General features: G+C 52.3%; 19 protein-coding genes. 8 read left to right on the top strand and 11 right to left on the bottom strand.

The features are described from left to right. Positions 1-42 precede the first annotated feature (42 nt). The 8 genes from SE18_RS24825 to SE18_RS24790 all read left to right on the top strand — a co-directional run bounded on the left by SE18_RS24825 (position 43) and on the right by SE18_RS24790 (position 7,124). Positions 43-1,182: a primase-helicase zinc-binding domain-containing protein gene (locus SE18_RS24825; protein WP_054537179.1), complete on the top strand. Its 1,140-nt coding sequence runs from the start codon at positions 43-45 to the stop codon at positions 1,180-1,182. 76 nt (positions 1,183-1,258) lie between these two features. Beyond that, on the top strand, positions 1,259-2,248 hold the full coding sequence (locus SE18_RS24820) for a ParM/StbA family protein (protein WP_054537178.1): 990 nt from the start codon (positions 1,259-1,261) through the stop codon (positions 2,246-2,248). Then, the gene (locus SE18_RS24815; RefSeq protein WP_054537177.1) at positions 2,245-2,637 is read left to right on the top strand and encodes a hypothetical protein; all 393 of its coding nucleotides are present in this window, start codon (positions 2,245-2,247) and stop codon (positions 2,635-2,637) included. The genes SE18_RS24820 and SE18_RS24815 overlap by 4 nt, the downstream gene beginning before the upstream one ends. A gap of 112 nt (positions 2,638-2,749) precedes the next feature. Beyond that, positions 2,750-3,199 carry a hypothetical protein gene (locus SE18_RS24810; protein WP_054537176.1) on the top strand — a complete coding sequence of 150 codons (450 nt, stop codon included), beginning with the start codon at positions 2,750-2,752 and terminating at the stop codon, positions 3,197-3,199. Next, the gene (locus SE18_RS24805) at positions 3,189-4,298 is read left to right on the top strand and encodes a hypothetical protein (RefSeq protein ID WP_054537175.1); all 1,110 of its coding nucleotides are present in this window, start codon (positions 3,189-3,191) and stop codon (positions 4,296-4,298) included. The genes SE18_RS24810 and SE18_RS24805 overlap by 11 nt, the downstream gene beginning before the upstream one ends. A gap of 19 nt (positions 4,299-4,317) precedes the next feature. Continuing rightward, the gene (locus SE18_RS24800) at positions 4,318-4,857 is read left to right on the top strand and encodes a hypothetical protein (RefSeq protein ID WP_054537174.1); all 540 of its coding nucleotides are present in this window, start codon (positions 4,318-4,320) and stop codon (positions 4,855-4,857) included. Between the two features lie 311 nt (positions 4,858-5,168). Next, the gene (locus SE18_RS24795; RefSeq protein ID WP_054537173.1) at positions 5,169-6,164 is read left to right on the top strand and encodes a hypothetical protein; all 996 of its coding nucleotides are present in this window, start codon (positions 5,169-5,171) and stop codon (positions 6,162-6,164) included. A 21-nt stretch (positions 6,165-6,185) separates the two neighbouring features. Then, a complete protein-coding gene (locus SE18_RS24790) occupies positions 6,186-7,124 on the top strand; it encodes a replication-relaxation family protein (RefSeq protein ID WP_054537172.1) in 939 nt (312 codons plus the stop codon). A gap of 172 nt (positions 7,125-7,296) precedes the next feature. Here the strand turns inward: SE18_RS24790 and SE18_RS24785 are convergent, their stop codons facing one another. From SE18_RS24785 to SE18_RS24740, 11 genes are all read right to left on the bottom strand, one after another. Further along, positions 7,297-10,530 carry a type ISP restriction/modification enzyme gene (locus tag SE18_RS24785; protein ID WP_054537171.1) on the bottom strand — a complete coding sequence of 1,078 codons (3,234 nt, stop codon included), beginning with the start codon at positions 10,528-10,530 and terminating at the stop codon, positions 7,297-7,299. Positions 10,531-11,073: 543 nt separating this feature from the next. Continuing rightward, positions 11,074-12,837 carry a hypothetical protein gene (locus SE18_RS24780; RefSeq protein ID WP_054537170.1) on the bottom strand — a complete coding sequence of 588 codons (1,764 nt, stop codon included), beginning with the start codon at positions 12,835-12,837 and terminating at the stop codon, positions 11,074-11,076. 11 nt (positions 12,838-12,848) lie between these two features. After that, positions 12,849-14,216: a hypothetical protein gene (locus SE18_RS24775; protein ID WP_054537169.1), complete on the bottom strand. Its 1,368-nt coding sequence runs from the start codon at positions 14,214-14,216 to the stop codon at positions 12,849-12,851. A 7-nt stretch (positions 14,217-14,223) separates the two neighbouring features. Beyond that, positions 14,224-17,613 carry a coiled-coil domain-containing protein gene (locus tag SE18_RS24770; RefSeq protein WP_054537168.1) on the bottom strand — a complete coding sequence of 1,130 codons (3,390 nt, stop codon included), beginning with the start codon at positions 17,611-17,613 and terminating at the stop codon, positions 14,224-14,226. Continuing rightward, positions 17,594-17,725, bottom strand: a complete 132-nt coding sequence (locus SE18_RS28215; protein ID WP_269083567.1) for a hypothetical protein — start codon at positions 17,723-17,725, stop codon at positions 17,594-17,596. Before SE18_RS28215 ends, SE18_RS24770 begins: the two co-directional genes overlap by 20 nt. A 53-nt stretch (positions 17,726-17,778) precedes the next feature. After that, positions 17,779-18,162 carry a hypothetical protein gene (locus tag SE18_RS24765; protein ID WP_054537167.1) on the bottom strand — a complete coding sequence of 128 codons (384 nt, stop codon included), beginning with the start codon at positions 18,160-18,162 and terminating at the stop codon, positions 17,779-17,781. A gap of 53 nt (positions 18,163-18,215) precedes the next feature. Further along, on the bottom strand, positions 18,216-19,232 hold the full coding sequence (locus SE18_RS24760) for a hypothetical protein (protein ID WP_054537166.1): 1,017 nt from the start codon (positions 19,230-19,232) through the stop codon (positions 18,216-18,218). After that, positions 19,229-19,597 (bottom strand): hypothetical protein, encoded by a 369-nt coding sequence (locus tag SE18_RS27640; protein WP_054537165.1) that lies wholly within the window; start codon positions 19,595-19,597, stop codon positions 19,229-19,231. Before SE18_RS27640 ends, SE18_RS24760 begins: the two co-directional genes overlap by 4 nt. Further along, positions 19,594-20,043, bottom strand: a complete 450-nt coding sequence (locus SE18_RS24750; protein WP_054537164.1) for a hypothetical protein — start codon at positions 20,041-20,043, stop codon at positions 19,594-19,596. Before SE18_RS24750 ends, SE18_RS27640 begins: the two co-directional genes overlap by 4 nt. Further along, positions 20,040-20,489 carry a hypothetical protein gene (locus SE18_RS24745; RefSeq protein ID WP_054537163.1) on the bottom strand — a complete coding sequence of 150 codons (450 nt, stop codon included), beginning with the start codon at positions 20,487-20,489 and terminating at the stop codon, positions 20,040-20,042. The genes SE18_RS24750 and SE18_RS24745 overlap by 4 nt, the downstream gene beginning before the upstream one ends. 11 nt (positions 20,490-20,500) lie before the next feature. Continuing rightward, a complete protein-coding gene (locus SE18_RS24740; protein ID WP_054537162.1) occupies positions 20,501-21,088 on the bottom strand; it encodes a hypothetical protein in 588 nt (195 codons plus the stop codon). Positions 21,089-21,099: the final 11 nt, after the last annotated feature.

Here is a 21,099-nt window from a genome sequence, read left to right as displayed (position 1 = left end):
CACTTCTATGACACTTCATGACACTTCTCTTGGGAGGTTTCAATGATTGAACATCTTTCGGGCGATGCGTTTCTTTCGTTGGTTGGCCAGCGCACCGCCCTGCGCAAAGTGGCCGCGACCAATGGCGGTGAATGGGCTGGAGCCTGTCCGCTCTGTGGTGGCAAGGATCGCTTTCGGGTGCAACCACATGGGGATAGCAATGGTGGCCGCTGGTGGTGTCGCAGTTGTCGCGATGGCCAGCCATGGGCCTCTGATGTTGATTTTGTTTTCCTGCGCGACCACGGCAGCATTCCTACCAAGGATCATCCTGATTGGAAGAACTTGATCAAAGGGGTCTTTACAACACTGGGGCTGACGCTGACCCAATCGACTTCGCTTACAGCAGCAGTCCCTGATCCTGAGCCACCGAATGCCTGTGAGCCGCCCTCAGCGACGTGGCAGCAGGCCGCTCTGAGTTTCCTTGGCTACTCGGTTGATATGTTGTGGAAGGATGGGGATAGTCAGTCCTCGCCACGCAGCTACTTACACCAGCGTGGCCTGACCGATCACACGCTTCGCACCGCTGCAATTGGCTATAACCCCAAGCCGCTCTACCGTCCACTGCACAAGTGGGGATTGACTGATCCCGATAAAGATGGCGTGTGGTTGCCCGCTGGCTATGTCATCCCATGGTTTTGTGATGGCCAGCTCTGGAAGCTCTCGATTCGCCAAACCACGCCCCGCGATGAGGGTATGAAATACGTGACGATTGCTGGAAGCAGCAATGTGCCGTATGGCATCGATACCTTCCACGCTGGTCGCCCTGGCATTCTGGTGGAAGGCCCCATCGATGCGTTGGTGGCCCAACAAGCCCTTGGCCAATTTGAACGCCATGGCCAGCCGCTCAGCGGGGTGGCAGCGATTGGAACCACCCAAGGTCGTGGCTTTCGCTGGCTCGTTCAGTACAGCCTCTGCCAGCCACTCTTCATTGCAACCGATGCCGATGCAGCCGGTGATAAAGCCGCTGCGTATTGGCTCGATATTTTCAAAGGCAAAGAGGTTGCCCGCATGCGGCCCGATCCCCACGACTTTGGCACGATGGCCGTGCAGTGTGGCGTGGATTTGCGGTCGTGGATTGCGACGCACCTTGATCACTGGTGGACGCATGATCTCACCACCAGTGCCATCCAATCGGTTGCTTAAGGCTGCGTCGGGTCGATTCACTGATGTGTTCTTGATGGATGGGATTCAACGCCCATCCATCGTAGAGGAGTGTTCTATGACTGCTATTGCCCATGGGGCCAATATTGGCCATGGCTATGTGAAATATACGATCAATACCGGCGATCACGAAGAAACCATTATCTTTCCTGCGCTGGTGGCTCCGGCCAGTAGCACCGATGGCAATCTGCACGATGTGCCCACGGTTGAAGTCCACGGCACGCTGTGGTGGACGGGCGAGGATGCCTTGCTGCATCCCGCACCGATCTCGCTCCGCTCGCAACAACGACTCTACGATCGCCACATTATCCCTGCGCTCGTCAAAGGAGCCTTACAGCGCCTCAAGCAGCCCTGCGGTGGTGCATGTGTTACCGGACTGCCCGCCGCCTGGTCCGGCGAACGCGACTTAGCGGTGGCCTTGGGGTCGCGGCTGCGGGATGCGGTTGTGACCCAGTATTACCACGGGACGACGCTCAAAACCGGTATTCGGGTGATTAGTGAACCGCTCGGCGCGTTGTATGGGGTCTTGCTCGACCCGAGCGGAGCCATTGCCCGCAGCGGCTATGAGCTGAGTCGCGTTGGCGTGATTGACTTGGGCCATAACACCGTCGATGCCTGCATTGTGCAAGCGATGAATGTTGTGCCGGAAAGTGCGATTAGCTTTGAACTCGGAAGCGCCAATCCACTCCAGCAGCTGCAAACCAAAATTAGTGGGCGTTACAACCTTGATCTGACCTTACACGAAGTCGATCGCGCGGTGCGTGCTGGCTATGTGGAGGTCGCGGGTGAGGAATGCGATCTGCCAACCGGCTGGGATCGGCCATGGTTGGCCAATGGCCACCAAGTCGCCGATGCGCTAGTTCGGGCGTGGGGCAGCGGTGCGAAGCTGGCGGCGATTATCGTGGCTGGGGGTGGTGCGGAAATGCCCATGCTGGTTCAGGCGATTCAACAGCGTTTTCGCCAAACGATCGTTGCCCCCAATCCGCAAACCGCGATCGCGCGTGGTTATGCCCGCCGTGCGCGGCGCTACGAGGAGTTTGGCCAATGAGTTTTGATGAACGACTGACGACCCGCAGCTCGAGCGTGCTCAGTGCGATGATTGCCAGCCTAGGCAACGAGTCTGCCGTGCTCCGCGCCCTCGTGATTATCGGTCTGCATACCTGTGGCAAAGACATCCAGTTGTTCACTGCCGATGCGTTGGCCAGCGTTGCGCGGCTTGATGATCACGTCGTGCGGGACACCTTACTCGCAGTCCTGATGAAACCTGTTGAACACGCGTTGCACAGTCGTTCCCCTAGTGTTGACCATGGGTTGAACCGCAGTGCACCCGTTGTTGACCATGGGTTGAACCGTGGTACACCACCAGTTGAACAAACTCCGGTTCCGCTGCCCGATTCGCTCGATTTGCCGCCTGATCCCGAGTATCAAGATGTCTAGGAACCACCACGCTTCTTTTGACACACAAACCGCCGATGAAATCAGCATCGGCGGCGTGCATCACCGGAGAACACGAAAGTGATGCAGCGCTAGTATACCAAAGGAGAACACGATGACCACATCGAATGTGTTATTTGATCTTCGCCGCCTTGAACCGAGTCGCAAATTGGTCAAAGGAATCGCCTGCACGTTGGGCTGGGGCAATAGCATTGTCACCACGGTCTCGACGCTGAGTGACTTTCAACACTGGCTCTGGGGTATTCGCGATTATCGTGGCATCCTCGCGGGTCTTGGGCTGGCGCTCTTTCTTTTCCTTGGCCAACTCTATACCTTGCGCCGAACCGCGTGGGGCTATGGGTGTTTCCTCGCTCCCGATGCCATGATTACGGCCTACAAGTGGTGCGAATGGTTGTTTTATCCCATCGCCTACAAACTGACATCTGGCATGCCAGCCATTGCCCTGGCATGGGGAGCCGGTCTCATCCTTGGTATTGTCTCGGCGCGGTGGCCAGAATATTTGGCCTTTGGCCGCACTCCACAGGAGCATCCCCATGGATATTAATTCGCCTTGGCTATATCCGCTGATTTTTCTCTTTGCGTGTAGTTTTGTTGGGACGTTTCTCTGGTGGCACGCGCGCACACCGGCCAGCGAACGCCGCCCTGCCGCTGCCCCCGCTGCCCCGCGTTCTGCGGCTGCGGCGCGGACAGTGGTCGTGGCGCGACCGGTGGTTGATGAACCAGTTGAACCCGATGTTGCACACTTGCCAACCTATTCGTGGCCCATGTTGCTCGACACCTTGGCCAAGCGTCCGCATATCGGGATTGCTGGCCCTTCGCGGCAAGGTAAGTCGGTGCTGAGCATGGCGTTGACCTATTTACGCGCCCTGGAGGGCCACCAGCTGGTGATTCTCAATTCCCATGCGCGACCCAATGACTATGGTGGTTTGCCGCAAGTCTATGACTATCCTGCGATCAATCGCGTGATGAAAGCACTGCTCGCCGAACTGGGGCGACGCAAGGCCGCTGCGGCCACGGGTGTCGAAACGTTTGACCCCATCACGGTGGTGTTGGAAGAAGCGCCCGATGTGATGAGCAAGGTGCATGGTGAAGATGGCTCGGCAGCGAAACCCAAAGTGCCGGTGGCCCAACGCTTTGTGGGCGAAATGCTGCGCCAAGCAGCTAAGTATCGGATGCATCTGATTCTGGTAACCCAAACCACCTTGGTCAAACCGCTGGGCATTGAAGGCGATAGCGAAGCGCTCGATAACCTGCTGTGGATTGCCATTGGCGATCGAGCGTTGGAGAAAATGAAGTCGCCGTTGCTCGCTCCGTGGCCCGCAGCGATTGAATGGAATTGTCAATGGTTTTGGTGCGATCGTGAACCCGCGTGGATGTTGTCCACTCGCCCGATTGACCCGCGCCGCCTCTGGCAAGTTCCCGATTCCATGGGCGATATAGCCGGTGATTCCCCGCTTGGAACCATGGGAACTAGCGATGAGAACCTGGTTGACGAGGCCATGCTGACCGATGTCATCCTGATTACCAAGCTCGTTCTTGCAGGCAAAAGTGGCAACGAAATTATTGACAGCTTGGGTGGCAAACGCACGCGCCGTTTAACTCAAATTCGCCAGGTCAAGCAGGTGCTTGATCTCGGTGCTTAAGCAGAAAGGAATCTCGCTCATGACCACGATACCCATGACCATTACCTTGACCGAAACGTTGGCTTTGCCCAATAACGGCCAGCATACTGTGCAAATTACGCTGTCGCCACCCAGCATGCAGCCCCACGACCTTGCACCCTTGCTCCAACACGCCACGATGACGCTTTTTCAGCAACTGGATGCTGCTCTGATTCGTGTCCAGCAACCACCGCGTTATCTGTGCGGCGCACTGTGTAGTGTGCTGGTCTGCCCGTTTCTTGGTTTGTATCTGCGTGTGCCCCAAAGTACGCCGCTCGAAACCTTGCTTGCGGAAACGGTCGTCGATGCTAACGGACAATCCCACCAGTTGTGGACGGTTGCGCTCATGGCCGTTCCGCCAGCGCTCGTTTTACCGCACATCCCCGTGTTTATTCATGCCTTTTCCACCCCTAGAGCGCCGTCGTGGTGGGAATATATGGGTGAGGGTGATGGTGTTCTTGCTAGGCGGTTAGCTGACTGGCAGCGTCCTGTTCCACCTGAACCAGTGCGAACCGATGAATACTGGCTCAGTGGACTTTAATCGAGTATTCGAGGCCGTGGCTTGCTTAATATCGCTGCCACGGCCATTTAGTGATCGGCATGTTTGCGGCATTCTTGCCCATTCATATCGTGTTCAAACCGTATTCATATCGCGTTCAGATGGTCTACAAACCGCCACGTAGAAAATAGCCCACTAGAATGGCCTAAACTGGCTATTTGGTCGTGCCGACATTCTTTAACAGGCTGCGCAGCTACCTTTGATGCTTTGAATAGAGGATAGACCTATTAAGCGTGTAACGATGTATTAGCGCATGCGTATGATCGCTATAGTTTTATGAAGGGCAGGACGTTATGGCGACAAATCTTGAACTCTGTATTCAGTTTCAAAACGAAGTAGAAAAAGGTATTTCAAAAATGTATGAGGACTGGAAAGGAGGAATTCGTCAGGGGCGTAATTTCATTATTATATATACCTTGATTTTTGTAATTGCAATGATACTCTCGGCATTTTCAATAGCACGTCAAACCTCATTTGTAGCTATTTTCAAGAATTTTAATATAGATATACTTGTGGGTACCTTTTTCTTTGTGTCTATAGGAATAGCTTTCTTTAAGGTATTCAAGCCTATACACTATAGAGACCATATTTTCTCTTTTATAAAAAGATCATTAGCAATAAAATCATTTCTTCTTATAGAGTTATATTTATTCTACATAATGTCTATCAGTTTTTCTTTGATAAACATTCAAAATATGAATCCTATAATATTTAGTTTGATATTTATAGAAATATCAAGTTTTATAGTCTCATTACTTATTAGTATATGTATATACTTTATAACAAGTATGGATTTTATTTTTGTTACTATTGCTGAAATGAATAGTAATAAAAATAATTATTCAGTTGAAAAAATTTATACTTTTTTGCAGGACGAATTAAATGAAATATTGAATCCGATAGAGACAATACAGTTGGAACAAACCTTAGATCTCCTCATTCAGCGAAGAGAAACTCGTATGCATAGTGTGAGCATCATTAGCCTAATAATGACGGTTGCTGCGCTTGTGGGCATTCTTGTTTCCATGGGTGCTGGTGTTCTTGCCGCAGGCGATAAAATATTCTCTTTTTTCAGTATTGTAGAGCAATCACCAGTTGGAGTAACTAGCGTTCTTACCATCAGTATTATTGCTTTCTTATTTGGTAGTGGAATAATGTTTGGTGTATCCGTATATTATCGAGCCTTCGTTGCTTCATCGACCCAAAATGCTATTCGTGTACACCTCCAACAGCGACAATTAGAAATAATTGAGAAGAAAAAACTTTTAGAAAAGCTTGTTCTTTCGTAATTTGTCGTGAGGAGTGATTGAATGACTATCCATACACCCGTTGGCTTGAATCCCATCGAGATGCACGTGCTTGTACTCATTGCTCGGCTCGGGCGATTGCTCTCGCGCCACCTCCGCACGGCCTGGGGCCATCCGTTTACCGTGACGATTCAAACGGTCAATCGCACGTTGGCCAAACTGGTTGATGCCAAGCTGCTGACCTACTGTGAGCACTTTCAATCGCATGGCTATGATCCGCGTGGTGCAATTGGCTGGACGCGCCATGGCCGGTTGTATAGCCTCACCCCGCTTGGCTGGGAAATCGTCAAGCAGGCCTTTCCGTTGTTGGAAGAAGGGAGCGAACGATTGGCTCCAACGATGTTCAATCCCCAACATCAAGCTGAGCACCAGATTGAATATGCCGAGGTCATCACCAGCTTGATTCAATCGCTACCGTATGTTCCTGGAATTGTGGGGATGAGTAGTTATATTGAGATGGATTTGGGTCCAACCGCGCGGCCACGCGCCGACGGCATTATCGTGGTGCGGCGCTGGGCTGATGCGACACTGCCCGATTGTGAGCGGTCATCGTTGTATCCATGGCTCGGTCTTGGCCAACAGCCAGGACAGATCGATCAACTCTATGCCATTGAAATCGATCGGGGCACCGAGGAACTGAGTATCATTACTGGCAAAGCCAACTCGTATCGTGAATTATATCGATCACGCTATTGGGAAGGGCGCTATAGCTGGCCATTGATTGCTTTTACGGTGCCGAACGAACGGCGGAAACGCGCTGTGCTCGATGCATGGGAAATCGGCTGGCCCGGCAGTCAACTCCTCATTGCGACCATCGACGACGTGCGCGAATCGGGCGTGCTTGCGCCGATCTGGACAACGCAGTATACGAAGCAAGGCCAACGAATTCAGCAGCCGCATCGTTTTTTCCGGGGAGGATGGTTTGAAAAGGTTTTGGCATAAGCAAGATATTAAATGTATAAAATAGTCAACTTTGAATTCGCTAATTTGATTAAGCCAAATATTATCCTCTACACCACAATAGGTTAGATTGTGGGATGCGCTTGTGGTGTAGAAGATAACTAATGTATATTATTTCCTTGCTTGCGCAGTATATTACCTTTCAATAGAGATGTTATTCGATTGGCCAATTGGGTATTGCTGCGTCTATTTCATCTATAATACGACGTGTTTCTTTTAAGGAAATCACCATTCGCATAAAATGGACTATATCATTCATTGATAAAGTACGATTTTCTCGTTCTTTAAGCCAGTTCTCTAATGGATGATATCCTGCTATTTCCATATCCCATGTTTCCTGATCGATTCCAATAAATTTTTGATTTGAATTAATCCATACCTCGCCTAATTCTTCATCATTCGATGCATTATATCTAATAACATCAACCTCATTATTCCCATCAATAGGAAAGCTTAATCCTTCGCTTTTTGGACGAGCTAGTTTTTTTGATCCACCATTTCCACCAACACCTCCTGAACCAGGAAGTCTCAAAAGATGATAATCTACCAATTCAGAACCTAACTGAATTAGAGAAAAAAATAAAGTTTTATTAGTTGTTAGTGGAATATGAGGGTAATCAGTCTCCAGAAATTCGATATAACGATCACGGTATATTGCACTATGGAATATGGCATAAATATAGTGGAATAGATCTTCTGGTCCAAGGGTTGCATCTTGATCACCTTTTCCATCATCAATCCATGTTAATCTCAGTTTCTGACATACGATATTTATGTAATCAAGCTTGAAAGAAGATTTTCGAGTTTTGTCAAACATTGAGACTTCATTTGGCTTACTGGGATTTTCATAGTTATAAAGGGGTAGTACTATTGCCGCACCACGCGAACATCTGAAGGTTCGATCTATGGTAACCAATTCTGAAACAAAAAAATGAGTATAAGCCATATCGTCTTGCATTTGATTTGCTACTAACAAGCATAAATTTTCTTTATCTTTAACATGTTTTTTTAATTCTGTTCTTGGGCGATCAACAATATAATCATTGAAATATATAAACCTTATATCAAATGGTCTATATAAACAAGGAATGATATCACCTTCATCATAATTTTCTATTATTCTCATTCTTGCATCTGATAAACTCCATGGACTTTTTTTACTTAATTTAAACTCATCAAATAAGATACTATCATTAATGGAAACATCCATTAATCTTTTCATTCGCTCTTTCATTTCTGATTGACTAAATGATATTGCTAATTTATCCCTATGAGTCTGAAAACCAACAACACTGTTTTTCATTATTTCTAATATGGAAGTCATTAAATTATATTCTTTTTGATTATTAAAGTTTCTTGGTATAAACCAATATGATTTTTTATTTTTATCCATATCTATTTCTATCCAATTGATATCATCAAAATTTGTTTCATCAAGAAAATTGTATTTTTCTTCACTTTTACCCCAAACATCAGCATAGTATACGGTTGCACGATTCTTACTAGAACTTCTTTTCTTTATAAAAATACTTATTGCAACGCCTTGTTGTATGTCAAAGACATTTTCATCAACTTTTCTTTCTGGTGTTTTTTCACGTTTTTTACTGTTACCATGTAGATTAAGAATATATATTTTATCAAAATCATTGAGTAAACTTTCTCTCATACCACGAAATGTTCGATTATCCAGAAAGGAATTGTTACAGATGTATGCAAGTATACCCTCTCCAGTTTTGCTTATTCGCCATTCACCAAAACGAATAAACTTAACATAATCATCTTGAAGCCACTTAGAATTTCGTTCAGCGAGACGTTTTCCTTCAAATTGATAATAATTTTCCGTTAATGTTCCATCAGCAAGTTTTCCGTGAAGAAGATTATTGATCCATACCCCCTTATTACTCGAATGTCCAGAATAAGGTGGATTTCCTAAAATGACCATAACATTTTTCATATGTTTTACTTCATTGGCAGACTCTCCCTCTTCTGCAATCTTATTAGCAAATGCAAATGATGATTGTAAATCTGGTGCATCGGCAAGGGTATTTGTAAGATAAACTCCTAATCTATTAGATGTTTCAAAATCGTATCCTAAATCTTTAAGTAAAATACCTAACTTTAAATGTGCAATGGTGTAAGGAGCCATCAATAGTTCAAATCCAAAGATTCTAGGAAACAGATTTTCACTAATATATCTATTCCATGATCCTTGCAACCCATGAGATACTAATTCTTGATAGATGTGTTGAATAGCACTATACAGAAAAGTAGCAGTACCTGTGGCAGGATCAAGAATTATTGTATTATCATCTGCTAAACCCATAGTACGATTAAAATCTGTTTGGAGTATTGAATTAACTGACCGAACAATGAAATTAACAACTGGTTCAGGTGTATAGTAAACTCCTCGTTTTTCTTTTAAGGCAGGATCATATGATTGTAGAAATGTTTCATAGAAATGGATTACTGGGTCTTCTTGACGTGTTGATTTTCCAAAATCATGCATTACTTCGATCATATTGGTTTGTGCAAGTAATGAAGCACACTCATCTACTAACCATGCAATTGATTCATCTAGATCGTATCCAGCTATTTGTTGAAATAAAGAACGTAAAAAAGGATTTGTTTTTGGTATTGATTGTGCTGCATAGAATCGTGTAAATGAATTATTTTCAGGCTGGGCAGCACGTGCTGCAAAAAGGCCATATGCTATGGTTTGAGCATACATATCAGCAAATTCTTCTGGCTCTAGTTTTGGTAAAAGTGTTTTTTTAAATGCTTCTAATTGTTGACGTAAATCTCCTTGAGAATTTTGTAATTTAACCTCTTTTTCAATAATATCTTTTAGCCAATGAGTAATTGATGCAAGTCGATGTGCTAAATGCTTAGGACTTGAAATAACTATAGTATTTTCCAGAAAATGTTTTATAATAGCTTCAAGTTGCGTGAATTTATCTGAGAATATAGTAATTTTCTTTTGCTTATCGTCCCATTTTCCTATAGTAATAGGTTCATCATTTTGTAAGTTTCCATCAATAAACCAATACCATGAAAGTCCATCTGTATAAAGTAAATTTGAAAATCCATTACGATATCTATTAAGTTGTAATCCTTCTGATGTTTTAGGCGATAAGCGCTCGCTATCTTTTATGAATCTATGTAAATTTCTTCCAACATCCTTCGCCTCTATATGACCAATCAAGATATTCTGTCTCATGATTATAAGATCAGGTGATCCCTGAGATACGCGTTTTGCTTCATTAATAACTGTGATGTCATGATTCATCGAAAGAAAAAGTGCCTCTAGTGCTGATCGATAGCTATGTTCTGTGGCAACGCCAGTCTGGAGTAATTCTTCGACCTTCTTTAAAAATGTTGAAATTGACATATAAGATCCTCACAACCAAATAGCTTCTAATAATAGGCTCTGTCTAGTAATTTTATGGTCGGTAGTTAGGGAGAAGGTGGGCATAGACACCATGAATTGATGGATGTGCAGTTTTGTCGATGGCCCTCCTCTTACTAACCAGAAGCCGACGTGATCATCCAGTGATTCCTAATACTTCAAGAGAGGGATAAATTCCAAGTTGATCGCCTAAACAGCTATGACTACAAGCGTGATTTACTCGTATATCAGTGATATCTATTTGCTTATATGAAATGCTACTGTTTGCTCACTACTCAGCTTGAAAATTCATTCCGAGCTATCTCGGATTCGTTCATGTCGTGATTATTCAACAGGTAATTTAGATTTACATTGGTATAGTTACTGGGCTGAATTATTAAGACAAAACTTAGCTCGAGGTAGTCTTATTCTCTTATTTATCACCTGCACCATATGAGTATAGCAAGAATCCCCTCACATGACTATAGACATTTATCTTGAACACAAGAGAACCGCCTCATTAATGAAGCGGTTCTCTTGCCGGACTTATAGCTTAGCTTTCGCCACCACCATCTCCAGTAGCGGCAGCGGCTCCTCCGGCACGAGCTGCACTGCCGCCAGATTGAATCCATCGACCTGGACTTCGGCCAATACAAAGCCATTCAGGCGATTGGCCACGGCGCTGCTGGTCGGCAGCACATCACGAAAGAGTAGCATGTCGCCAGGTCGGGCCTCAGTAGCTGGATAGACCATGCCATCCACGGTTTCGAGCACGGCACAGGTCACGCCCGCAGCGGCTTCACCCTTGGCCGCATCACCCAGAAACACGCTCGTCCGCTGCGTCGCCACCGCAAGCGTGCCACTATCAACTACGAGTGCCGTGCGCCGCACCAGGCCGCTATTCGCCAAGGCTTGGGCATCGGTTTGGATGGGTGTGCGCTGGCGTAGGCCTTGCTCATCTTCATAGACCCCATAGCCACTCGTCCAGCGCCCATCGCTGTTCCCGCCTTGGGTATAGCTACATTGTTCAGTGCTGAGATACCACACCCGCCCGGACTGACGGGGCCGCACGAACAGCACCCCGTCCTCATCGACCCCCCACACCCATGGTCGGTTGGCGGTATCGCCCAGCTGCACCTGCTCACTCAAGATGGTGGCCCACGGCTGATCTTCGGCGAGCAGATTGGCAAGATCGACGAGCGGACTTTGCACCTTGCCATCGCTATTGACGATGGCCCAAGGATTCACCGCCAGCACGTCGCCCAACGCATACTTCGCCACTTGGTCGAGCGTGACCGTTGACAGAGTTACCGCTTTCACGCGCAAGTTGGTGATGATCAATTCAATATCGCCATCATTGCCATCCCAGATGGGTTCAACGAGATCGCTCCCCAGGTGGGGATTGCGAAACACGGCGGTAAAGGTCGTCGCGGTCGTGGCCGTCACGACGACTTCTTCTGGCTCCGCGCCGCCAATGGCCAGCTTGGCATTGACGGTAATTCCTGCCATCGTTCCTGGCGTGACCACCCGCGTGCCAGCGGTGATTGCGGCGGTATGCAGCGTGGTGGCCGCACGGGTACAGAACAGATTGAAGCCTAATCGCGAGCAGCCGACCCCGCTCAGGAAGCTCAGCGTGCCGCTTTGGGTGGTCATACCGGTCGAGCCAGTGCCAATCCCATCGAGCGTCCAGAGCGACGACAAAAAGGTGATGCCATCATAGCGGCTCAAGCTGGCACGCCAACCTGCCGGGGCTTTGAGGGTGTAGGCTGCCTCAATGGTTTGCCATTGGACAGTCGCCGCAGCGGGCTGGGCAATCGAGAGCATGCCAATGCTACTGCTGGTAAAACCATTGCCGCCCGATGGCGCAATCCGCAAGCGGCGTTCGGTTTCCATGCTATAGCGCTCGGGCGTTCGGCTTGGAATCAGATCCGTCGTCACTTCCTGCCAATCGCCATAGCGGGTGCTGCTCCACCAGCCGGTATGCGGCATATCTTCGAGCGCTTTGACTAAGCCCAAGGCCACGATTTGGATTGACACGGCCCGATCCGCCGTGCGGGTAATCGCCACATCATCGCCCGCCGCGCGGCCCCACCAGATGCGCTTTGAGCAGCGGTTGAACACTTTCACATAGATAAACGGCACGGTTTTGAACCAATAGGCTTCGGCAATGGTGCAGGGCATGGTGACATTCAAATCACCACACCCTTGCTCGGTATAGCGCCACGTGGCGGCGATCACTCGATCGGAAATATCAAGGATTTGATTACTCGTCAGATCCTGAATCAGAATCTGGAATTGGGGATCAAGCATGGGTGCCTCGCTTACTCTGGAATCCGGTAGGCCCGATAGCGGTCAAGGGTCAGGACATAATTGGTCACTGCGCTGGCCGCGTCGACGACCCGCCAGTTGGTGCTATAGGTGCCGACATAGACGGCATCGAGATTGGCATCCGCTCCGGCAACGGTTTGGGCCGGCACCTGCACCGGTAAGCGACCCCGCGCGCCGACAAACTTGCCCGTGATGGCAACCCGTGGGCGGTAGGTGGGTTGGAAGTCGAGCACAAAGCCGGTGGGGCTGCTATTAATGGTAAACGGTTCAAGGATGCGCACCCCATACTCGGTGCGCGTGGTATCGACGAGGTAGCTGGTTTCAATATCCATGATCGCCGCAGCGCTGGCGGTGACCCGATAGCGCAAGCGCGTGCTGACACTATTAATCGCAATCTCGCGAAAGATGACGATCTGAGGATTGGTGGTCGTGCCGCCACTCACCACTTCTTCTGGCGAGACGAGACTTTGGCCATTCTCGAGATTCTCCAAGACTGCCGCAATCCGCACGCTCACCCCCGCCGTGCGCACGGCAATCTTGGTGACCACGGTTTGTCGCCCACTGACGGTGAAGCTGCCGCTGTGCTGTGGGGTGATGCTGGTTATGCCGGTACTCAGCGTCCCGCGCAAGACGTTTGTATCACGCGCTTTTTGGGCAGACTGGTTGTTGTTGATCCACGTCGCATCGTTGCTCCAGCTATTGCCAGCGACAATCTGAACCCCACCTTGTTTGCTGATTAGCAACGCCGAGAGCGGCATGTTCAGAAAGCCACTGCTAGTGGGTGGAAAATTGCCCGCAACGACAACCCGGGCTGGCGAGGGAATGGCATGGATGGTTGCGCCAAAGTTCAGCGTCATCACATTGCCATTGGCCACACTGCTCGAAGTCACCCGATCGTAGTCATTCAATTCACTGGGCAACCACCAGCCGCCCGACTGGAAGCTGATGGCCACGCCATTAATGCCTGGGGGAATGGCTTGTAAATCGGTATCAATCATGCCAGCGGGCACATCAGGCACTGCGGCATCAAGCAGGCTACGCACAAGCGGCGTGCTGCGATTACTGCCGAAGGGCTGAAACAGCACCCGTGGCCGCAGCGTTTCATACAGCTCAGGGGCGGTGCGGTAGTAGGTGGCAGCGGTCAGAATCCGCCCCAGTTTTTGCAGCCGACTCATGGCATCCGCTGCCGTGCTCCCCACAATATTAATCAGCCATTGGGTTTCGACCGGGCGATCATCGTGGGTGCTGGGAATGGCCCCGCCGCCCAAGACAAAGGTGGCATCGGCTCCCGTGCTGGGGTCGCCAATCGTAAAGGTATCAGTTCCGGCAATCAACGAACAGGTACGTTGGGTAGTTGGCATGCGATCCTCACTTTCGGGGGCTGGCGAGACGTTGCCGGACCTGGCTCTGTTGCCCCATGCCTTGATTGTTTTGGGCCAGAATCCGGCGCATAAGTGCTTCGACTTGGGCAAGGGTCAACCCGCCTGCCTGAATGGCCACGCTGGTTGGCCCAGCTGCAGCCGCTGTTGGGGGATAGTCACGTGGAGCTGGTTGCACCAGCGGCGCGGGCGTGACGGTGGGCAGCCGATCGGGGCGCGACCGATTGACTCGTTCGGTTTCACCCAATTTGATCAGATAATCAATCCCGCCGGCTTTGCGAATCACATCGGAGCGGGTTGGGTCAACAATAATTTCGCGGGCGTGGGCTTGGACGATCATATCGCGCGCCAAGCCCCGATCACCGGTGCCAAGGGCGTAACTGGCTTCGACTTTATCCTGCGTGGTGTAGATTGCGTCATCACCAGGTGCAGACGTGCCACTTGGGACACGACTAGCGGCGTTCGCGGCGTTGCTTGCCGCTGAAGCCACCAAGCCATACAAGGCGATCGTGGCATCGGCCCACGTTTGATGGGCGTGCAACTGCTCGGTTTGTTTGTCGACAATCCCGCGCATGGTGTCGGCAAAGTCATCACGCAGCTTGGCCTGGGCTTCGGTATAGTCGGCGTTCTCACTGGCCAAGGCTTCATCGCGCTCGGCTTTCAGGCTATCATTGGCCGTTTCCAAGTCGCTCAGGCGTTTGGCGGCAAGGTCATCTTTGATTTGGTCGGCTTTATCCAAGAGCCGCAGTTGTTCTTCCAGATCGGCACGATCGGCAGCGGTCAATTCCGCCGTGTCATCGGACAACTGTTGGCGCAGCTGGCGCATGCGATCGGTGCGTTGCTGATCCGCTTCAATTTCTTCTTCCGCTGCTTTGAGGTAGGCATCGGCTTCTTTGGCACGCCCGGCTTGGGCCATCACCTGGGCTTTGTCCCATGCCTCGGTTTGCTTGCGCAGCGCCTCTGCCCGATCGGCTTTGTTCATCCCAGCAACGGATTCCAAGAAATCGGCTTGACCGGCAAACTTCTGACGATTGAAAGATTGTTCGGCAGCCAGTGCCTTACGGTGGTAGTCATCCTCAATCTTGCGCACGGCGGCATGGTGATCACGGGTGAGGCGTTCGGCCTTCTCCTGAAAATCCTCCTTCGCCTTGGCAATCTTGGCTTCGGTTTGCTCGGCCTGTTTGATGCGCTGTTCGGCTTCGCGCTCGCTGGCAGTTTTGCCACTGCTACGGCTGCCGCCACTCCCACGGCTCCCACCGCCGCCACTGCTCCGCCGCGTCGTGCCGCGTGTCGTGCGGATACGATCAGCGTTTTGGCGATTGAAGTCATCCGCTTGGCGTTCGGCTTCCCGTTGGCGCGCTGCGGCCCCTGCCGGATTGACCAAATCCTGTGAGCGATCAACGACCGCATCTTTGTATTGGCGCTGATCACGGGGGTCGATCCCCTCGGCGCGCAGTTCGTTGCGGGCGGCGGTGGTATTGCGCGGCAGCTGGGCCGCCCCTTCCATCAAGGCTTTATAAGCGAGCGCATCGCCGGCGGTTTGGGCCGCTGCGGCCAAGTCATAAAGACTGCCAGTTTCGGCAGCCAGCGCGCCAATATGATCATCAGCGGCCAAGCGCGCGTTTTGGGTCAAGAGGGCAAGGGTTTCTTGCTCCATGCTGGCTTCGATCGTGGCATCGATTTTGGCATAGAGGCTATCGGTATGGGCTTCAACCGCCGCCGTAAACTCATCGGTGCTGGCGGTTGCCTCGCGCGTGCTGTCCGCGACCAGCAACGTCGCCGATTCGAGGCGCGTCAGCTCAAGTTCATCCTGTACCACTTGCTGCTCAATGGCATCGAGCGCATCGCGGTACATCGTCGCATCGATTGATCCAGCACTGAAGGCAAAGGTGGTGGCTTCGACGGCCCCGCGTGCCCGCTCACTTTTTTCTGACAGCGTATCCGCGCGCACCGCGAGATCGGCAATCGCGGTACTGGAGAGTCCCACCGCCTCGGCTTTGCGCACAAACGCATCGCCTAAGCTGCGCACCCGATCCATGGCGGTTTGGGCATCCATGCCCGTTTTGAGGAAGGCTTCGGCCAAATGGTACTGACGCTCGGTGACCATGCCCTCGGTGGCATCCAGATCCTTAAGCGACTGCTCATAGGTGGCAAAGCTCTTGCCCGATTGGATAGCGAGATAGTCGACCTCATGCAGCCGCTGCGCGACCGTGAAGTTTTGGCTGGTGAGGCGATCCAGCACATCAATGCCCTCAGCAAAGAAGCCCACAATATCGCCAGCCAAGACTTTCAATTTGTTGCCAAAGTTCTCCAAATGGGCTTCCGCGCGGGCAATCTTGGCGGCGTTGGAGTCAACATCGACCCCAACATCGTTGATCATCTGCTGGCCGCTCTGCATGACCGCTTGTTGGAAAGCCAGCGCCTTTTCTTGATCGTTCAGGGCATCGGCAGTTTTCCCAATCGATGCGGCGTAGGTCTCATTGGCCTTGGCCACATCGACCGTGATCCCTAGGTTATCGATGATCATCTTGCTGTTGCGGGCGAGGCCCGTCACCAGCGAATCGAACATGAAGTTGATATCTTCGCCGGTGGCTTTCGACGCAGCCCGGGCAATTTCCAAAAGCTGCGGCACATCTTTCGCCAGGCGATCACCGGCGAGCAGCACCGCCTTATTGGCCCCAATCATCAGATTGGTTTCGCTAATCGTGCCCGCACTCGCGTCTTTGAGGGCGGCGAGATAGGTAGTACTGGACATGCCCGATTTGCGGGCAAGGTTCTCGAAGGCTTCTTCAACCCCTTCGATTGCCGCCCCTTCTTTGCCCCACTGCACCGCTTTGCGGACGGCTTCCACCCCCACATAGGCCTTGGCCACGCCCATGAGTCCATCAGCGAGACCGCCCATCGAGCCTTTCGCTTCGCTCATGGCGGAGTCTTCGTGGCGCATGGCATCGGCGGCGGTCAGGGTGCGCTGCTCCAGCTGGCGCATGCTCACGCTGGCCTTCTCAATACTGATGACCTTGCGCTCGATTGCATCACTGGTGGAGCGGGCTTGCTGTTGGAGCTTTTCCAACGATCGTTCTAAGGTGGCAATGGTGGTGGCATTGCTATCCGCTTTGGATCGTTCCTGCTCCAGCGCGCGGGTGGTTGCCTCGATGGTGCTTTCGAGTTTGGCCTGCTTGCCCGTGAGATCGGTTACGGACTTGGCCACGAGGTCTTGGGATTGTCCCGCTAACCGATATTTATCCGCCAAGGTCTGCACGGTCGCGGCGGCGCGGGTCGATTGCTCGTTCAGGGACGCAAGCTGGCCACCAGCAGCGGCGAGTTTGCTGGTGGCCTCATCGCGCAGGGAGAGAATCAGATCAAGGGTTTCTTCCGCCACGGCCCTGCTCCTCGGCATGCCAGTCGCTTTCCGCATTGGCACGCGCGATTAATTCATCGATAAAGCCAGCCGGTTGCTGGCGAATTTGCTCATAGGTCCAGCCAAAGCGCATGGTCAAGGCGACCTCAGCATCGTAATCGCCGATTCGTGCGGCCCCTCCACCACTTAGCTGGCTGTACCATCCCCAATAGAGCTGGTCGGCGTGGCTGATGGTGTGCTGCTGGTGTCGCCCGTTAATGGTGCGGCCTTTGGGTAAATCACCGCCTCCGCATGGGCAACCGCACGTTGCACCAACGGATCACGGGGATCGAGCGCCGCAATGCTGGTGCGCGTGATCGGCATGGCATCAAACGATGGGCCTGACCAGTCCTCGATCGTGGCTTCGAGCATCAGCAACTGGCGGCGATAAGTGGTGACATACTCGCCTTCGATCTGCATCAAGGCATCGGCATAGTCGGCCCGTTGGCCATAGGTCAAACCGGTGCGCATGGTGATGGTGTCGTCAGCATCGGTCAGGGCGATGGTGGTGGTTGGGGTAAAACGGCTCATGGGGCTATCCTTTCGCGGAATAAAAAGATTCAGCTTGGCTACGAAACCGTGGCTTAGACGGTCGTTTTGGTATTCTGGCAGGCCATGCGCAAATCGCTGCCAATCGTTGGTTCATAGGCATGGTCAAGGGTGAGCTTGATGGTGCGGGCGTTCTTCTGCGCCCCCCAGGTCATGGCTTTGAGCACGCCATAGCCATCGACTTCGAGATAGCGATAGCTGGGATTGCCCGCCACGGTCTCGATGAAGGTGCCGTTATGGCGCACGCGCACCTTACAACGCACGCCGTTGCGCCAGCGGTCGTAATCGATCAGGTCATCAAAATAGAGGGTCAGGATGGTTTGCGGCGAACTCACGCCGACATTGACCCGATTCCAGGTGCGGTTGCCACTCGGACCGCTGGCCGACTTATCGGGTTCGAGTCCTGGTTGAAAGGTGTGCTCGACCTGAATCACGCGGAAGGTTGCCGGAGTGGTCCCAATGGCATCGCTGCCTTGGTCAATCCAGCATTCCAAGTCACTCGGAATTACCAAATCGCCAGCGGTTTGCGGTGGCAAGGCGGGCGTGCTGACCGCCTCCATAAATTGGGCAAAGCCATCGAGGTCGAACTTGGTGGCCGCATTCCCTACCACATTGCTCGTGAGCTTGCAATTGTTCAGCCCTCCAAAGGCAGCACGAAACGTTTGGACATTGGGATCACCAAACCAGAGCGTGGCAAATTTGGTATTGGCACTGGTCATCACGCGGGTGGACTCCCACAACCGTGCGAGCGTTGCCCCAGCAGGAGTTGTTGGCGCAGTGAGCGATCCGTTGTGCAGCATTTGCATCAGAAACGGCATCAGATCGAGATCGAGACCGCCACTGGCTTTCCACTTGGATTGGCGATTCACCACCGCCGAGCGGTAGATTTTGGCCAACGTGCCGCGCGATTCTTCTGGCTCGTCGTGCGTGATTTCAGGATCGACTTGTCCTTTGGCGGTGACATAATGAGTTGGCGCACTGGCGGGTGTGCCAGCGGTGGCTTCCCGCGCCATGGCGAATGATTCAAAGGCAATTTGTTGGGCAATGGTCATGCAGCACCTCCTTTGCGACGCACGGTCGTCGCCGTCGGCGTTGGCTCGGGTTCACTCGGTGGTTTTGGCTCCACGGGTGGCTCTGGCTCGCTGGGTGGCTCAGCCGGTGGCTCCGGGTCAACGGGTGGCTCAGCCGGTGGTTCTGGCTCCACGGGTGGCTCTGGTTCTGGCTCCGGTTCGGGCAAGCGTTCTGCCACATAGGCGACACCCGCAGGCGTTGGCTGATACATCGGCGCGGCGGCCACACTGCGCAGCTGCCAATCCGCCATCTGCACACAGTGAGTTGCAGTCAAATCGGCCAAGGGAATGCCAGGCAAAAAGCCGGCATCCGGCGTGGCCACATAGGTAAAATAGATCACAGTCATTGCAGAGTAATCCTTGTATACACATCGAGGGCACGATAGAGCTGCTTACCCCCAATCGCCACCCATACCGCTTCCGCCCGTTCGACGGTCGCTATCCCCCGCCGCATGGCACTCCAGTTGCCCAAGCGCCGCCCTTCGGATGAACCGTTGATGGTGGCAGGCAGGTCAAAGACATAGGGCATCAAGGCTGCTTCACAGCGATCGCTGCCTGCATCAGCAACCACCAGTCGCGAGAGAATCACGACATCGCTGATCGTCACGGGGGTGCTTGGCGCATAGGTCACGTGCTCGAGCAAACTGTAGAGCGTTGGGCACTGGCTGATCGTCTTGGGTTCCTCAGTCAACAACGCGACATTCTGGCCACTGGCATTCAGGCGCACTAAACTTGGCAGGGTAGCAAAGCGCTGGTGCAGCTGGTCAATAATGGCTTGATAGGTGATCGTCATGCGTGACCTCGTAACTCGCTTATTAAGTCGGCAGCGGCGAGCTTCAACAGCAAGGACAAACTGGGCCGTGCCTCCGTCAAACCGCGCCGCATGAACGGGTTGGCCCGTGTGCCGGGGTGGCGAACCATGGGGGTGCGCACCCAGCGCCCGCCAATCTGAAAAGCCAGCAGCGCCGCGCCGCCCCCGATCGTGCGTGCGGCATCGCGCGAGGTGAATTTGGGCAAAATCACGTGCGGCTTGGTGCCCTCGTGGACAAACACGGCATAGGGCGTGCGGTTGTAAATCCGGCCCTTGACCCCGGTGGTCAGAATCTCGTGGCGCGTATTAGCCTTGAGATGTCCATCCTTGATGGGAGTCGCCTGCTCGATCGCGCTTTTGACCGTGAGCACCACCCGTTGCAACACTTCGGCGCGCCAAACCGATGGCACGCCGCGCTGGAGGGCCATGGCGACGGTTCTTAGGCTCGCCATGGGGCAACCACACTCTCCAGAATCGCCAGTTGTTGCTTGGTCAGGCCGGCAACCACGCGGGTCATGCCCAGCCCCTGCACCCCAACGCTGTCGATCATGCCGCCGGTCGAGCGCGAGCGATAGAGATTAATTGTTAGCTGCAGCGCCACATCGGCCACCGCTGGCGGAACATCGCCATAGCCCCAGATTGCGGTAATGCGATAGAGTGCATGATCGGTCCAACTGATGGCCCAGTAGCCATCCCACACGGATTCCGCGTGCAGCATGCCGCGTGCATCTTCGAGCCATGCAGCAACGGGCAGTGGCTGCCATGCCCCATGGAGTCGTTGCTCGATCAGGCTAATACTGCCAATGACATGCGCCTCGAGCGTCAAGGTGGGCAATGGGAGGCCGGTCACGACGCGCATCGTGGTGACCGGATTCGGGACAAACTCAAACGATGGATCACGCAGCAACGCCCGCAATGCCGAGCGCACAATATCCGAGGCCCGCACCACGTAGGGTTCAATAAGGTCGGGATCGGCGGGTGCATCGTCTAATTGGGCTTGAACTTCAGCAACGCTCACATACAGCATGGCAGCCTATC

This window comes from Herpetosiphon geysericola, assembly GCF_001306135.1.
In the GTDB taxonomy this organism is placed as follows: Bacteria; Chloroflexota; Chloroflexia; order Chloroflexales; family Herpetosiphonaceae; genus Herpetosiphon; species Herpetosiphon geysericola.
This window is presented reverse-complemented; position numbering and strand designations above follow the sequence as displayed.